The 13,607-nt window shown below is 36.6% G+C and carries 13 protein-coding genes and 10 tRNA genes; 1 reads left to right on the top strand and 22 read right to left on the bottom strand.

The window, feature by feature from the left end; genetic code table 11:
• Nucleotides 1–290: 290 nt before the first annotated feature.
• From J2786_RS19065 to J2786_RS18965, 21 genes are all read right to left on the bottom strand, one after another.
• A tRNA-Glu gene (locus J2786_RS19065) sits at nt 291–362 on the bottom strand.
• A 77-nt stretch (nt 363–439) separates the two neighbouring features.
• Nucleotides 440–526: transfer RNA gene (locus tag J2786_RS19060), tRNA-Tyr, on the bottom strand.
• Between the two features lie 202 nt (nt 527–728).
• A tRNA-Cys gene (locus J2786_RS19055) sits at nt 729–810 on the bottom strand.
• Between the two features lie 220 nt (nt 811–1,030).
• Nucleotides 1,031–1,102, bottom strand: a tRNA-Asn gene (locus tag J2786_RS19050).
• A 4-nt stretch (nt 1,103–1,106) separates the two neighbouring features.
• Nucleotides 1,107–1,180: transfer RNA gene (locus J2786_RS19045), tRNA-Ile, on the bottom strand.
• Nucleotides 1,181–1,261: 81 nt separating this feature from the next.
• A tRNA-Pro gene (locus J2786_RS19040) sits at nt 1,262–1,333 on the bottom strand.
• 68 nt (nt 1,334–1,401) lie between these two features.
• Nucleotides 1,402–1,475 (bottom strand) — tRNA-Arg (locus J2786_RS19035).
• A gap of 7 nt (nt 1,476–1,482) precedes the next feature.
• A tRNA-Lys gene (locus J2786_RS19030) sits at nt 1,483–1,556 on the bottom strand.
• Nucleotides 1,557–1,624: 68 nt separating this feature from the next.
• Nucleotides 1,625–1,698, bottom strand: a tRNA-Arg gene (locus tag J2786_RS19025).
• Nucleotides 1,699–1,706: 8 nt separating this feature from the next.
• Nucleotides 1,707–1,774: transfer RNA gene (locus J2786_RS19020), tRNA-His, on the bottom strand.
• 62 nt (nt 1,775–1,836) lie between these two features.
• Nucleotides 1,837–1,962, bottom strand: coding sequence for a hypothetical protein (locus J2786_RS19015; protein ID WP_262711519.1), 126 nt, complete (start codon nt 1,960–1,962; stop codon nt 1,837–1,839).
• A 387-nt stretch (nt 1,963–2,349) separates the two neighbouring features.
• Entirely contained in the window at nt 2,350–2,478 is a 129-nt protein-coding gene (locus J2786_RS19010) for a hypothetical protein (RefSeq protein WP_047428305.1), read from the bottom strand.
• Between the two features lie 223 nt (nt 2,479–2,701).
• On the bottom strand, nt 2,702–2,962 hold the full coding sequence (locus J2786_RS19005) for a hypothetical protein (protein WP_047428307.1): 261 nt from the start codon (nt 2,960–2,962) through the stop codon (nt 2,702–2,704).
• A 12-nt stretch (nt 2,963–2,974) separates the two neighbouring features.
• Nucleotides 2,975–4,003, bottom strand: a complete 1,029-nt coding sequence (locus J2786_RS19000; RefSeq protein WP_310026342.1) for a soluble NSF attachment family protein — start codon at nt 4,001–4,003, stop codon at nt 2,975–2,977.
• The gene (locus J2786_RS18995; RefSeq protein WP_047428313.1) at nt 3,990–5,687 is read right to left on the bottom strand and encodes a bpX3 domain-containing protein; all 1,698 of its coding nucleotides are present in this window, start codon (nt 5,685–5,687) and stop codon (nt 3,990–3,992) included. Before J2786_RS18995 ends, J2786_RS19000 begins: the two co-directional genes overlap by 14 nt.
• Entirely contained in the window at nt 5,677–8,055 is a 2,379-nt protein-coding gene (locus J2786_RS18990; protein ID WP_047428317.1) for a hypothetical protein, read from the bottom strand. The genes J2786_RS18995 and J2786_RS18990 overlap by 11 nt, the downstream gene beginning before the upstream one ends.
• Entirely contained in the window at nt 8,046–8,789 is a 744-nt protein-coding gene (locus J2786_RS18985) for a hypothetical protein (RefSeq protein ID WP_047428320.1), read from the bottom strand. Before J2786_RS18985 ends, J2786_RS18990 begins: the two co-directional genes overlap by 10 nt.
• The gene (locus J2786_RS18980; RefSeq protein WP_047428323.1) at nt 8,762–9,895 is read right to left on the bottom strand and encodes an AAA family ATPase; all 1,134 of its coding nucleotides are present in this window, start codon (nt 9,893–9,895) and stop codon (nt 8,762–8,764) included. Before J2786_RS18980 ends, J2786_RS18985 begins: the two co-directional genes overlap by 28 nt.
• A gap of 12 nt (nt 9,896–9,907) precedes the next feature.
• A complete protein-coding gene (locus tag J2786_RS18975; RefSeq protein WP_047428328.1) occupies nt 9,908–10,486 on the bottom strand; it encodes a DUF4919 domain-containing protein in 579 nt (192 codons plus the stop codon).
• Nucleotides 10,473–11,138: a conflict system bpX4 domain-containing protein gene (locus tag J2786_RS18970; protein ID WP_510183762.1), complete on the bottom strand. Its 666-nt coding sequence runs from the start codon at nt 11,136–11,138 to the stop codon at nt 10,473–10,475. The genes J2786_RS18975 and J2786_RS18970 overlap by 14 nt, the downstream gene beginning before the upstream one ends.
• A 264-nt stretch (nt 11,139–11,402) precedes the next feature.
• Entirely contained in the window at nt 11,403–11,792 is a 390-nt protein-coding gene (locus J2786_RS18965; protein WP_047428331.1) for a VOC family protein, read from the bottom strand.
• A gap of 262 nt (nt 11,793–12,054) precedes the next feature.
• Between J2786_RS18965 and deoD the strand changes: the two genes are divergently transcribed.
• Nucleotides 12,055–12,765: a purine-nucleoside phosphorylase gene (gene deoD, locus J2786_RS18960; RefSeq protein WP_047428333.1), complete on the top strand. Its 711-nt coding sequence runs from the start codon at nt 12,055–12,057 to the stop codon at nt 12,763–12,765.
• A gap of 52 nt (nt 12,766–12,817) precedes the next feature.
• Here the strand turns inward: deoD and J2786_RS18955 are convergent, their stop codons facing one another.
• Entirely contained in the window at nt 12,818–13,603 is a 786-nt protein-coding gene (locus tag J2786_RS18955) for a TatD family hydrolase (protein WP_047428336.1), read from the bottom strand.
• Nucleotides 13,604–13,607: the final 4 nt, after the last annotated feature.

Genomic DNA, 13,607 nt, shown 5'->3' with positions numbered 1-13,607 from the left:
ATTACTCATATAATGTTAGGTTTGAGAAAGCTCTGTCTGTTTATAAATTATGCCTGCTAGTATTTGTAAAGATCTTCTGCGCTTGACAAACCTTTCTCATTTCCTAAGGTGTTTTGTTAAAAAAAAGTAAAAGGCTGTCTATTTTTATTGACTAAAGATCTTCTGCTCTGACAGTCCTTTTCTCTTTTCTTCATTTTTTTGTGTGAATGGTAACTGGCCAATTTTTTTAAAAAAATCTGAACTTTCATGGTATTAATATCATTCAATATTGACCAGCTATTCACATCCAGTACTCTATAAGGGAATCGAACCCTTGTTTTCTGCTCGAAAGGCAGGCGTCCTCACCGTTAGACGAATAGAGCGTTAACCCACCGACCAGGAATCGAACCTGAACAACAAGAGTACATTTCCTGCATGCTGCCATTACATTATCAGTGGTTGGTGGAAGTAGTAGGATTCGAACCTACTCAGCAATGAAGCAACAGATTTACAGTCTGCCCCGACTCTCCAACTTCGGCGTACTTCCGGATTTTATGAGCAATTAGTAATGAATAAGTAATTCCTCATTTTTTTCTTTTAAAAAGAAAAGGTCTGTCTTTATTGAATGTTTGATTAAAGATCTTCTGCGCTCGACAGCCTTTTTCTTTTATTAATAAAGGATATTCTTTGCTATAGATGATAAAAGATCTTGATAAAAGATTCTTATATCTCCTATAGTTTTTACATTGAGATGGCTATGGGATTCAAACCCACTCAGTTGACACAGCGGTTTTGCAGACCGCCCCGACTCTTCCACTTCGGCGAACCATCAGATTAAAAAAAATAAAGTCTGTCTAAAATTGTTTGATATAAGAACTTCTGCGCTTAACAAACTTTATTTTACCTAAAAATTTATAAATGATAATCTTAACTTTTAATTAATCCGGAGAGAAGAAAAGCCTGTCTGTATTTTCCGTGTTTGGCGTAAAGATCTTCTGCTCTCGACAAACTTTTACTTTTTCTCCTGAAACAATTAACAATTAGTTACCTGCGATTCCGGAAAGACTCGAACTTTCAACTTCCGGTTTAACAGACCGGCGCTCTGCCATTGAGCTACAAAATCATTGTAATTCCGGAAGGACTCGAACCTTCAACCTTCGGTGTATCAGACCGACACTCTAACCACTTGAGCTACGAAATCATTGTTTCCATAAGGGGATTGACCCTTTCCCGTTCAGTAGCAAGCCGAATGCACTTACCACTATGCTAATGGAACAAATTGTCTGGAAAGCAAGATTCGAACTTGCGACCTCCCGTGTCCAAGGCGGATAAACAACCACCGTTATCTTTCCAGCTTTGGGGTTCACTTCTGTTTCTTTTCCGGGAGACAGCCGGATGGGAAATTTTCCATGAACCTTTTTGTGATTCCGAGAGGACTCGAACCTCTGACCCTGGGTTTAGAAAACCCATGCTCTATCCAGCTGAGCTACGGAACCGCTTTTGTAACCCCAGAAAGATTTGAACTTTCAACCCCCGGTTTAAAAGACCGGTGCTCTAACCATTTGAGCTATGAGATTGTTTTTAAAGTCATGAATAGTCAATATCAATCCACTTCACTTGTCAATTTTAAAATTCACATTCTTTGTAATCTCAGAAGGACTCGAACCTTCAACCTTCGGTGTCGTAAACCGACGCTCTATCCAATTGAGCCATGAGATTTTCTCCTTTGGGTATCTCCGGGGATCGAACCCTGTTCTCCGGTTCCACAGACCGGCGCTTTACCAAATAAGCTAAAGAAACCATAAAAAAAGCGCCTCTTTTCGGGAGGCGCTTCATATATTTTAACGTAAGAGATCATTAGCTGACCCACGTATATAAGCACCTTTTATCCACAATTCCACTTTCAAGAATACACGCAACACCTGTCGGTTCCTGTCCGAATAGTCTTGAATATTGATTGAATATGTTGTGTAAATGTTTCATTTTATTTTTGTTTGTTTCTAAATTATTTTTAATTGAATCCTGAAAACCTGTTGCTTTCAATTTTCGGTTGCAAAGTAAATATGAATTTTTGGAATCCGCAAATAAATTTTTAAATTAAATTATTGATAATCAGATAATTACACCGTATTTTCAGCATAGAGAATTTCTGTCCGCAATATTTTGCAGATATCTTAATTACCTAAATGACTGTCTCTCACTGGGTTGCTTATCACTCTATTTTATCGTATTAAAGTTTCATTGTTTATTAAAAATTTTTCATGTTTATGGTTATTTTTTTTCATTCTAAATAATTTCTGACCTAAAAAACAAAAAACGCCTCGGTTTTCCGAGGCGTTTCTGTTGTATTTTGATTAATTTTTTACAAGTTTATAGTAAATAATTTCCAAAGTCAGCACATTTCGCCTCATTCCATATCACCTCATCATATCCGAATAATCCTTTATTAGAAGGACTTTCGAATAGTTCTGCATTGATATGTGCTCTTTGTATTGTCATAATTTTCTGGTGCAAAGATAAATCTTTTTTGATATTATTTTATAATTTTCACAATTTAGGGAGGTTTTGGATACGCAAAACAACAAAACAGAATTACTATATTATCTTCAACGCAAAGTTTTATTTCAGGAGTTTCTTATTTTAGGGAGCTAAGGGGAATCAATTAAGAATTGATTTGATGAAGATGTCTGCTAAATTATATCATGCAAAGTTTTCTATTCCATTAATTAATATTATTCATTTCTTCATCAAGTTTTTCAAGTTGTGTGAATAACTCTCCTTGGTAATCATAAAGACTTTTATGTTCTGAAGTTGCTATAACAATAACTTCTTTGGCTTCCATTAATGAGAATGCAGGAAACTTCTCCTTAATTACTTTTACGGCATAGAGTGGTAATTTGCCTTTTGATATTATTTCCTGTGCAATTTCAAAAGGATTTTTATTATCAAATTTAAAATGAAGATATTTAGCAGTATTGTCCATCTTATTTTCTCTTTAATTTCTAAACATTTTATTTCTTCCGGTTTTGAATCTTGAGATATCTTTGAAAATTACTGCATCATCAGGGTTAAAAAATTTGAGTTCATTCACAATTTCTGAGCGTGTGCTTACTTTATCAGCGATAATTTCGTAGGCTATATTTCTAACTGTAGTATGTAATTTCGGATCTTTTTTGAATTCATGTTTCATTGCTTCCAGATAAGTAATTTTTTTATAGGCTGGAGTCTTTTCGTATAAATTCAATATTTCAGATTCTAATTTTTTAATGTCAAAGATATTGGCGAAATAGTTATTCAAACAATTGAAAGCATCTTTATCTTCTTCCCATCCTTTCAATAACACCTTCTGGGCTTCTTCTGTTTTCTCCATCTTTTTCCGGTACACCAAAGAAGCTTTTACCATCTGGTTGTTTTTCACATAATCATCGACAACCATCTGATAATAGTAATGGGCATTTCTAAGATCGTTGATTTCTTTATAAAGATCTCCTACTTTTTCTTTCTGTTCCATTTCTTTGTAAAGATCAATAGCTTTTTTATGCTGTTTTGCCTTTTCATAACAAACGGCAGCATCGGATTTGTTATTCAGTTTTTTAAGGTATACTACTGCTGCTTCGTTATAATGTTCTCCATTTTCCAATGTCTTTGCACCTCTGTAGTTGTCCTGCAAAAGATTCATATAGATTCTTGCTGCTTTTTTATAGTCTTTTTCCGCAATGTATTTTTCGGCCAGCTCTTCATATTTGCTGCGGATTCTGTCGAAAAGTGAATTTTCCAGATAAAAACTGCTGCTTCCACCGCCTTTTCTTCCGGCAGAATTGCTTTTGTTCCGTTCTTTATCCTTTAAAGAAGTAATCACAAGAAGTATGATGAAGGCTACAATTAAGAAAACGCCTAATGTTCCAACCACATTCCAGAAACTTTCATGGAATAACTGGGCTACAATTCCGATAACCTTAAATAGGGCAAGCAGTACAAATGCCGCCATGAATTTGTCTATAAATTTCTGTTTATTCATCATCATCGGAGTTTAAAATGGTTTTATCTTCTCTAAACAGACGATAAAGGAGTAATAACACACAAACGACCATAACCCATACAAACCAGTTGTATCCAAACATTTTTACCAGCGGATAAAACAAATACACAAGCATAGCCACTAGAATGGTAATTAAAACAAACTTTACCCAGCCAGGTACATTGTCTCCACCCAGATTCAAAGATTTGTTTTTAAACAGGAATGAGTACAGTCCTACACCGGCAATCATCAGGATCACCATATACATAATATCTGATATCGGGGCTTTTTTCTCTAATGGGTTTCCTTCCTTTCCCACGGCTTTCACTTTTGATTTATCGATAGCAGCAGAAGAAGGATCTACAATATCCAATGTTCCGTACAGTTTTCCTAATGAATCAGCCATCAATGCCTTCTTCTTTTTCAGAAGGTATTTTACAACATCATCATTCACTGGTTTTCCTTTGGTGTATTGTTTTAAAGAGTCTGAAATTTTACGTTTCAGATTTTCAGTTTTTTGTTCAAGGTGTTTTGTAATTTTCTTTGTGTAGATGGTTTTGAGAGAATCTCTGCTCTGTTTTTCTTTATTAACAAGCTTTTCGATATCTCTTCCTATTTCGCTTACATCTCTTCCTCCTGCTTTTTTATAATTTTCTTTGTCTTCTTTTGTTTTGGATTCTATAATTCCGGCATGAATAAGTTCTTTGGACAGCCCTTTTCTTTCCTGATGATATATTGAATCTATCTTAAGGTCAATTTCTGATGTCCCGGACTGGAAAGCTATCATATCAGAAGGTTCTTTTACTGTGCTGTTTACAATAGTTCCCGATGAATTGGTATTTTCTTCCTGTTCAGAACTATTTCTATCTGAAGGTAATGCTATCTTTAAAACGATTGCCGCAATAATGACCGCCCAAAATACTCTGCGAAAATTTCTGGTTCCTGCGCTCTCCTTTTTACCTTCTGAACCACCACCGAATAGTCCTTCCAGCCATGTAAATTTGCCAAAACCATCTCCTCTGGAAGTTCCCATTACATCCAGGGAAACGCCTAATTCTATCGCTCTTTCTGGGTATTTTTCAATATATTTCAGGTATTTCTCTATTTCTTTTTTATTTCCGGCCAATACTTTTTTAAGGTCAAATGGCAGATCATTCATCCATTCTTCTTCGGTTTGTTTGGGCTGTAATGCTTCCATTACTTTTTCATCATCCATTTCCACCGTATAGCTTTCTATTTTCTGAGGGATTGAAACTCCATTCAGTGGTTTTCGGACGCTGTCAGTGATTGTTCCCGGCTGCTGAATCAATACAATCCAGTCAATTTCTTCTGAGAGTTTTACGAGTCCGAATTCGGGATGCATAATCAAAAACCGGGAATCAAGCTGTGCCCAGTCTTCAGGATTTATTTGGGGATAAAAGGTTGTATTTTCCGGAATGAAAAGCCTGTCATCTACACTTTGAAAATAAGCATTCCTGCCAATTTCATGGGGAGCATGATCATTAAAAACGAGAAAACAACCGTACAGTACATTGGGACTATCAGCAGGAATCGCAAAGGATTTTACCTGATGTAAATTGACCCCAAGCATTTCCATCTCCTGAAGCCATACCACAGGTGAAGGACCTTTAATCAAAAGTCCTTTTTTCGGGTAGTTATTTTTCGGGAAAGGTTTTATTCTAAGCTCCATAATCCAAAATCTGTTCTATAAAAGGTTTTAAAAACCTATCACACATATCATCCATTGTTTTTACTTTCAACAGGGCATGTTCCGGAAGATAATATTCTGATCCACCGAATTCCGTATAGGTAGCTAACGATAGAAAACCGCCCAACGTAGACGGAATAAAGAATTCTTCAATACTTTTGTTACTGCTTCGGAAGCTTATCATTCCTCTTGAATCGGTAACAATTTCACTTCCATCGGGGAATGTGAATTTATTCTTATTCTGCTCTGCGAAAATTCTGATATCGTATTTGTTTTTAGAAAAATCAAGTGTGTTTTCAGAGGCACTGTATAATTCATTTCCGGAAACAACCAGATTGTTGTGCTGATTAATTCCTATTTTATTGAAGTTATTGATGATCCTCAATCCGCTTCCTTTCAATTTAGCGACTTCTGCTTCAGCTTTTATAATATTTTTTTCAAATTCTTTCTCTTTTCCGGTAACAGGCTCTACAGAAATATTCCCGTCAATATTGATTTTATAATGGGTAACACTGTCCGGATGATGAATATAAAATGTCCGTCCGAAATAAGTCAGCTGATAATATTCCGGAATATTCATTCCTGTAAGATTCTGTTCAGAATATTCTCCCGTATTAAGATTAAGCTTTGAAATCAATTTCTGATCAGACTGATACTGACACAGAATAAAGTGCTGCTGCCTGTTTTTTGCGAGGGCAAACTGTCCTCTAGGTTTTATGGAAATTTTATCAAATAACACTTCACATCCGTGATGGGTTTTATAATAATCGTAAGAATGTCTGTCGTAATAGTTATCGGAAAGATAAGTCTTCAGCAATTGTTTTTTTGAACTCAGAATAAAAAACTCTCCATCATATAAGAACTTAGCGATCTTATTAACCGGCGTTGGGAATAAAATCGGATAGTTTTGTGGAAGATCGGTTTTCTTTCCGTTGAAGTTCTGAGTGGATTGTTTTTGCTGTGGCGGATTGGCCCACAGCTCCTGCAATGGAAGTTTTATTTTCTGGATATGCTTTCTTGTTCCTTTGTGATGTTTGTAAAAATTGATTTCACCATCTGAAGCTGTTGTTACCAAAAATTTCAGTTGATCTCTATTCTGATGTACAACCCGCTGAATTTCCTCATCAGCCATATTATCCTGATGGGTAATGAAGAAAACTTCCACATCTTTTTCTGAATGATGTTCGTTAAAAAACTTCTCCAGAGCTTCCGAAACTTCCAGAACTGCACTTACCTGATTGAGGTTTTCCACCACTTCTTCCACTTTGTTCAGCGCAATAGGAGTAGCAGCCTGTCCCAAAGCCAGAACTTTACATTCAGAATGGGCTTTTGGATGCTTAATAACGGCTATTGCAGAGGCATAAGCCAACACTTTTGGCGTTCCCCAGTTTCTAAGGGAAGTATCAATCAGGATAATTCTTTCAAAAATATTTTCTTCAGGTGGAATTTCTCTTTGAATATAAAGTGCCTCATTATTGGCTACACGATTCATAAAGACATCATCTTCATTGGCAAATTCGGAAAGAAGCATCCTATGGAAATCACCTTTATTGCTCATATCAGAAATTCCTCCGATAGGCTGTTCACCCGGAGAAAGATGGCGCATAGGAATTTTCAGACCACTCCAGATTCTTTTGATCAGGCTTCCCACCTGGAAGGTCTTTGGCTCATCAATTAATTCTTTGATAAAATCTTTATCAGAATCTGCAGTTGTTTCTTCTTCTACCACCTCATCATCCAGTTCCGGCTCATGAATCAATCCTTTCATGGCATCAATAATGGACTGTGCTGTAGGAAACTTTTCGTTCAGGTTCAAAGCACTTAAATCTTTGTTTAAAGCTGATGAGCCTTCATCATGTTTTTCTGCACTGGAAGCAATTTCATGCGGTCTTTTATAATAGGATCTTAAGAAACCATCGGAAAGCCCTGGTGACAGCCTGTTGTGTCCGTTTTCAAAAAGGGTCTGCAGCAGTACAATTCTGTTCTGCCTTTGTTTATAAACTTTTGGAAGTGTTTTTATTTTTTCAAGAAATTCAATTTGTTTTTCCGCTCTGAATTCAAAATCTTCTCCGCTATAAAACTCTGCTGTACGTCTTAATGGGCCGGCAAAATCCGTGTAGCCATCCTGCATTGCATATAAAACCATAAGCAATGCGCCGAACGGAGGCCATCCCACGGGCTGAAGATAATTCAAAATCTCCATGACATAAGGCCTGTAAGCTATCGCTCCCACTCCCGGAACCGAGAGAAGATTGTTTTCATGGTATCCGGAATCTCCGGGAACATCTTCATCTGTTTTCCATTCCCAAAAATAATTTTCGTAGGACTGGAAATAAGTATTTAATTCCATTCTCTTGATTTTTCGGTGAGACGAAATGAGCTTATGGACAACGGACGGAAATCGGTATCTTTAATTAAAATACAGTTTCCATTTTCATCCCATAACAACCATCCTTCCTGTTCTTTATTATATTTCTGCAGCAGCAGTGTGCTTACATTTTTAAATTCAAAATCCAGACCGGCCGGCAGTAAATGTCTGTCTTTAGTCCAGTAGGCTTTTCCGGGAAAGCTTAGCAAAGGAACTCCCAGGAACAATGCTTTGTCTCCCAGCAAAGTCCATTGTATTTTTTCAAGTTTAAATTTGGGCAATGTGGCAATAGTTTCCTTAATATCAGCAATAGTACTGAGTAAGGCGGTTGCCGGGTGTTCTTCATTGCTTTCTTTCAGTTGTATCTGAACCTGTTCATGAATCCCGAAATAGTTTTGGTTCGAAGGGGGAAGACTAAGCTGCAATGCTTTGTCTATAGGAATCCAGAGCAATGCTGTTCTCATCTTTTTGCTGGGAACCAAAGCCTCTTTTCTGAATAAAAGCCCATCACGAAGTTCATATAGAATAAAATCCGGCAATTGTTGTATTACTGAGGCTGCCGCCTGTTCGTCAGTAAAACCTTTTAACCAGATTGTTTCATCATCCACGGCAATCTGAATATTCTTCCAGTCTCTGATGGAACCCAGAAAATCTTCATCAGCACGGGGAATTTCCGCCCAGAATTCTTTTAAACGCTTTGAAGGATCTTCTGCCATAAGGTTTCAATTTCTTGCTGAATATACTGTTTCTGCTCCGGATTTCTGATCCAGGCGCAACGGGTTTGCAGGTATCTCAGTTTATCTTTAATCACATTCTGTTCTTCAAAACTCAATGGTCCTACATTCCATTTTTCCACAAGAATTTTTACGTCTTTCATGACTTCTTCAGGATTGGGAGTTTTGTTTTGCATGGCCTGTGGATGGGAATCCGGATGATCATCTTTCTCGATAGTCCTGTTAATAATCCCTTCCAGAATTTCAATCTGTTCTTCGGTATCCCAGATATGTTTCAAAACCCATAAATCGGAAAGTACCGCTTCATTTCTTCCGCAGATCAGAGCACTTGCGGCAATCAGGTTCTGAAGTTTTACCGCTCTACGGTCTGAAATAGCAATCCCGGTATTTCTGAGGCTCATGATGGTATTCAGATAAACTTCATAAATGGGTTTAAGATCTATTGTTCTACACAGACTCTGAAGTTGCCTGATTGCGTCAGCATGGATTTCCGGAATTTCTGTTTCTTCTTCGTTTTCCAGTTTTCTTCCTGCCAGAAGTACCTGTTGTAAGAGTTCGGGATTAACATAGTCTACATTAATTCTTACCAGAAAACGGTCAAATAATGCGTTCAGTGCTTCATCTTCCGGAAGAACATTACTTGCTCCTACAAACATCAGCGCAGGAAGGTGTTTTGTTTCTTTTCCTCTTTTAAATATTTTTTCGTTAAGTGCCATCAGAAGGGAATTCAGAATAGCGGAGTTTGCATTGAAGATCTCATCAAGGAAAACCATAGAGGCTTCAGGCATCATCCCTTCCGTATTGGTAAGGAGCTCACCCTCTTTCAGTTTTCTGATATCAAAAGGTCCGAAAATTTCATTCGGTTCTGTAAATCTTGTAAGCAGATATTCAAAGTTTTTTCCGTCTTTCACTGTTTTAGCCAGCGTTCTGACAATTGCAGATTTTGCAGTACCCGGAGGTCCGTATAAAAATGCATTTTCTCTTGCCAACAGGCATATTCCCAACAGATCTACGACATCATTTTTACCTACAAAAGTATCTTTTACGTAGTTAAGAACTGTATTAAGCTGATTTATATTCTGGTTCATTGATTTAAAAAATTAAAATTTCCACCACTTTTTTTTCGGGATCTTATCTTCTTTATTTTCCGGCTGTTTATTTCTTTTACTGAATGAGAAAGCGAGTCTCTGATAAGGCACTTTGATATCGAAATACAACTGAGTTCCGTCATCCAGCGTGAGTACATCCATTACTCGATCTTCGTCTTTGACCAAACTTTGTGAAATATCCTGTTTATTGAGATGATGCCTGATCAGATCTCTTTCATCGGAAATTCTTGTAATAATGTAGGGAGAATCTTTGGTTCCGTCTCCTGTTTTTTCAAGACATTCGAAAATAAGCTGTGCAATGGTCATTTCAATACTCCTGCCTTTTTCATCACCCAGTTCTTTATAAGCAAAGTATTTACAGATATGTGCTCTGGGACTCAGCAGAATATTGACATTGACATATTGTATCACTTCTTCAAATTTTTCTTCATTCAATAAATCCTGTATTTTTTCAATATCTTCCGAATAGGGATCATATTCGGGGTTATTGATTACCAATTCACGGCATTTCAGGAATGTCTCTTTTGTAGGGTCAGTTAAAAATTCAAATACTTTCTCATACGTTTTCATTATGGTCTTCGGTTATAGTTTTTAGTTCTCGCCAGAATGCATCTTTGTGCATTCCGAATTCGGCTATTAGTAGTTTATTGATAAACGGAATTTCTGCCAGTTTATAATCCTTTTTTTCAACAATTCTTTCCAGATAGAGTTTTCTGTATGTATTGTCTTTCAGTTCTTCCTTCCAGTTCACGTTCTTCAGATCAAGATCAAGATCATACCCTATTCCTGAATAGTGAAACTGCGTAAGAATATTCTCCAGCATGGCAATCAGTGGATCTTCAGGATCAGCGGTATTCAAAGCAACCATGACCTGTGGTAAAAATCTCAGTGATAAGTCTGCAGATAAGATAGAAGGAATGTCCCGTGTTCCTTTGAATCCGGGAATAAGATGATCAATATTTTTTTCTGTATTTTCTCTAATGAGATAAAGCTGTGCGCTATGGTAGAGCACTTTGGCTGCCCAAACTGAAGTTTCTTTGTTACAGGTAATTTGATCAGACAAAAACTCAAGTCGTTCTTTTTCGAATTCTGTTTCAAAATAATCTCCTGCTTCCGCCTCTTCCTGAGGGGAAATTTGCTGTAAGCCAGAAAAAAGAGTAATACATTCTTCCTTACGAAGCAAAAACATCGTGTCTAAAAACGGTGACTTGGTTTCCATGATCTAACAAAAATAAAATTATTTCGTTGAGAATAAAATTTTTATGAAGAAGATTCACGTTAAATATGGAATTAAAGTATTGAAAAATGCAAAGACGCAAAGGTTATCAGCATTATACCGTTTTTAAGGCGCACGAAAATCAAAGATTTTCGGCAAAATAAATCTTATAATCTAAACCTTATAGGTTTTAAAAACCTATAAGGTTTGAAATTACGTATTTATTACTATAAAGATTGCTTCGTCACTAAAGCTCCTCGCAATGACTTATTATGATACGATTTCAATGATATTATTTTCCGGATCAAGGATGACGCTTTCATAATATCCGTCTCCTGTCATTCGCGGTTCTCCGGCAACTTTGTATCCGTCTTTTCTTAATGTTTCTGTCAGCTCGTTTACTTTTTCTTTGCTGCCCGCAGAGAATGCAAGGTGGATGATTCCAAACTGTTGGGATTCGTAAGAGTTTTCACTTTCTTTGATATCCGGACTGGTCATGATTTCAAGACGGCATCCATTCTCAAATTTTAAAAAATAAGACTGAAAGTTTTTGACAGGATTATGGTACTTTTCATTGGAAACAGCTCCGAAATATTTCTGATAAAATGCTCTGGATTTTTCCAGATCTTTCACCCAAATGGCAATATGCTCTATTTTCATTTTTAAAATGTTATATGTTTTACTTCTGCAAAAGTAGCCGGACTGCTTTCACGATACCTGCTCTTCGTTATTCTTTTATTGTTCTGTATTTACAAGGTTAGGTTTTGAATTCTGCAAAGGACTTTTTATAAAAAATTATTTAAAGCATTTATTAATAACATCTTATATGTTTTATTAATAAGAGAGGGTTTCACAGTTCCCATTTTCGCAATTACAGAAACAAACTAAAAGTTATTATCTTTGCCTCATTCAAAAAAATATTATGAGTATTCACATCAGTGCAAAAAAAGGAGAAATTGCTAAAGTAGTATTGCAGCCGGGGGATCCGCTTCGTGCACAGTATATTGCTGAAAATTATTTAGAAAATGCTAAACTGGTAAGTAAAACCAGAGGTATTTTATATTATACAGGACTTTATAAAGGTAAAGAAATCACTGTAGGAGCTAGTGGAATGGGTTTCCCAAGTATCGGAATCTATTCTTTTGAGCTGTTTACAGAATATGAAGTAGATACCATCATCAGAATTGGAACTTGTGGTGCTTACAATACGGATCTTAAACTTTTTGATATTTTAAATATTGAAAAAGCAGCCAGCGAAAGTACTTATGCCAAATATGCATGGGGAATTGAAGACGAAATCCTTTCTCACCAGGGGAATATCTTTAACACCATTAATGAAACGGCTAAAGATTTATCTCTAAATGCTAAAGCAATCAATATCCACAGTAGTGATATTTTCTACAGAAAAGATCCTGACACTCCGGAAATTGCTACAAAATATAACTGTCCTGCAGTAGAAATGGAAGCTTTCGGTTTATTTGCGAATGCCCAGCATTTAGGAAAAAACGCAGCGACTATTCTTACCGTAACGGATATTATCCCTACCCATGAGAAAATCTCTGCTGACGAAAGAGAAAAAGCTTTGAATCCTATGATGGAGCTGGCTTTAGAATCGGCAATAAAGAGTTTGTAAAAGAATAATTATTTATAAAAAAAGAGCTTTACTTTATCAGTAGAGCTCTTTTTTATAGTCTGAAAAAATTTCTGGCAGTTTCTGTGGTCTCGTCTGCAACCTCGGAAATGCTGATCTTCTTCAGATGGGCAATGGTTTGGGCCACATAAGGTAAAAACGAAGGTTCATTTCTTCTGTTCTGCATTCTCGGCATATTCTTGGGAAGCATAAATGGAGCATCTGTTTCAATCATCATCCTGTCAAGAGGGATATATTTTATAACGTCTTCAAGGTGTTTAAATCTTTTTTCATCGCTTATGGCTCCGGTAAATCCTAAATAAAATCCTTTATCCAGATAGATCTTTGCTTCATCCAATGTTCCGGTGAAACAATGTACAACGGCTTCAGGTAATTGGGAAAGGTATTCATCTGTAAGCTCATTAAATCTTTTAAATGCTGATCTTTCATGAAGAAAGAGGGGTTTATTGACTTCTATCGCCAGTTCAAGCTGTTCTTTATAGCATTTTTCCTGAACGGGTCTGGGGGAAAAATCACGGTCAAAATCCAGTCCGCACTCACCTACTGAAATCACATGATCCTGTTTTAATAATTTCCTCAGTTCGGCGATGCTTTGTTCATTAAAAGATTTGGCATCGTGAGGGTGAATTCCGGCTGTTGAAAACAAGATTTCAGGATATTCTTCTGCAATTTCCGCAGATTCTTTACTTCCACGTATACTGGTTCCAGTGAGAATCATATGTTCAACGCCATGATCTAATGCGCGGTTGATAATTTCTTCGTGTTCATTATAAAATTGTTTATTGGTCAGATTAATGCCAATATCAATATAAGTATTCATTTGT

Origin of the sequence: Chryseobacterium vietnamense (assembly GCF_031454475.1) — a bacterium.
GTDB lineage: Bacteria > Bacteroidota > Bacteroidia > Flavobacteriales > Weeksellaceae > Chryseobacterium > Chryseobacterium vietnamense.
This window is presented reverse-complemented; position numbering and strand designations above follow the sequence as displayed.

Bases quoted from the DNA above. Each gene is read 5' to 3' on its own strand.
- J2786_RS19015 (WP_262711519.1), bottom strand. From the start codon at position 1,962: ATGAAACATTTACACAACATATTCAATCAATATTCAAGACTATTCGGA.
- J2786_RS19010 (WP_047428305.1), bottom strand. From the start codon at position 2,478: ATGACAATACAAAGAGCACATATCAATGCAGAACTATTCGAAAGTCCT.
- J2786_RS19005 (WP_047428307.1), bottom strand. From the start codon at position 2,962: ATGGACAATACTGCTAAATATCTTCATTTTAAATTTGATAATAAAAAT.
- J2786_RS19000 (WP_310026342.1), bottom strand. From the start codon at position 4,003: ATGATGATGAATAAACAGAAATTTATAGACAAATTCATGGCGGCATTT.
- J2786_RS18995 (WP_047428313.1), bottom strand. From the start codon at position 5,687: ATGGAGCTTAGAATAAAACCTTTCCCGAAAAATAACTACCCGAAAAAA.
- J2786_RS18990 (WP_047428317.1), bottom strand. From the start codon at position 8,055: ATGGAATTAAATACTTATTTCCAGTCCTACGAAAATTATTTTTGGGAA.
- J2786_RS18985 (WP_047428320.1), bottom strand. From the start codon at position 8,789: ATGGCAGAAGATCCTTCAAAGCGTTTAAAAGAATTCTGGGCGGAAATT.
- J2786_RS18980 (WP_047428323.1), bottom strand. From the start codon at position 9,895: ATGAACCAGAATATAAATCAGCTTAATACAGTTCTTAACTACGTAAAA.
- J2786_RS18975 (WP_047428328.1), bottom strand. From the start codon at position 10,486: ATGAAAACGTATGAGAAAGTATTTGAATTTTTAACTGACCCTACAAAA.
- J2786_RS18965 (WP_047428331.1), bottom strand. From the start codon at position 11,792: ATGAAAATAGAGCATATTGCCATTTGGGTGAAAGATCTGGAAAAATCC.
- deoD (WP_047428333.1), top strand. From the start codon at position 12,055: ATGAGTATTCACATCAGTGCAAAAAAAGGAGAAATTGCTAAAGTAGTA.
- J2786_RS18955 (WP_047428336.1), bottom strand. From the start codon at position 13,603: ATGAATACTTATATTGATATTGGCATTAATCTGACCAATAAACAATTT.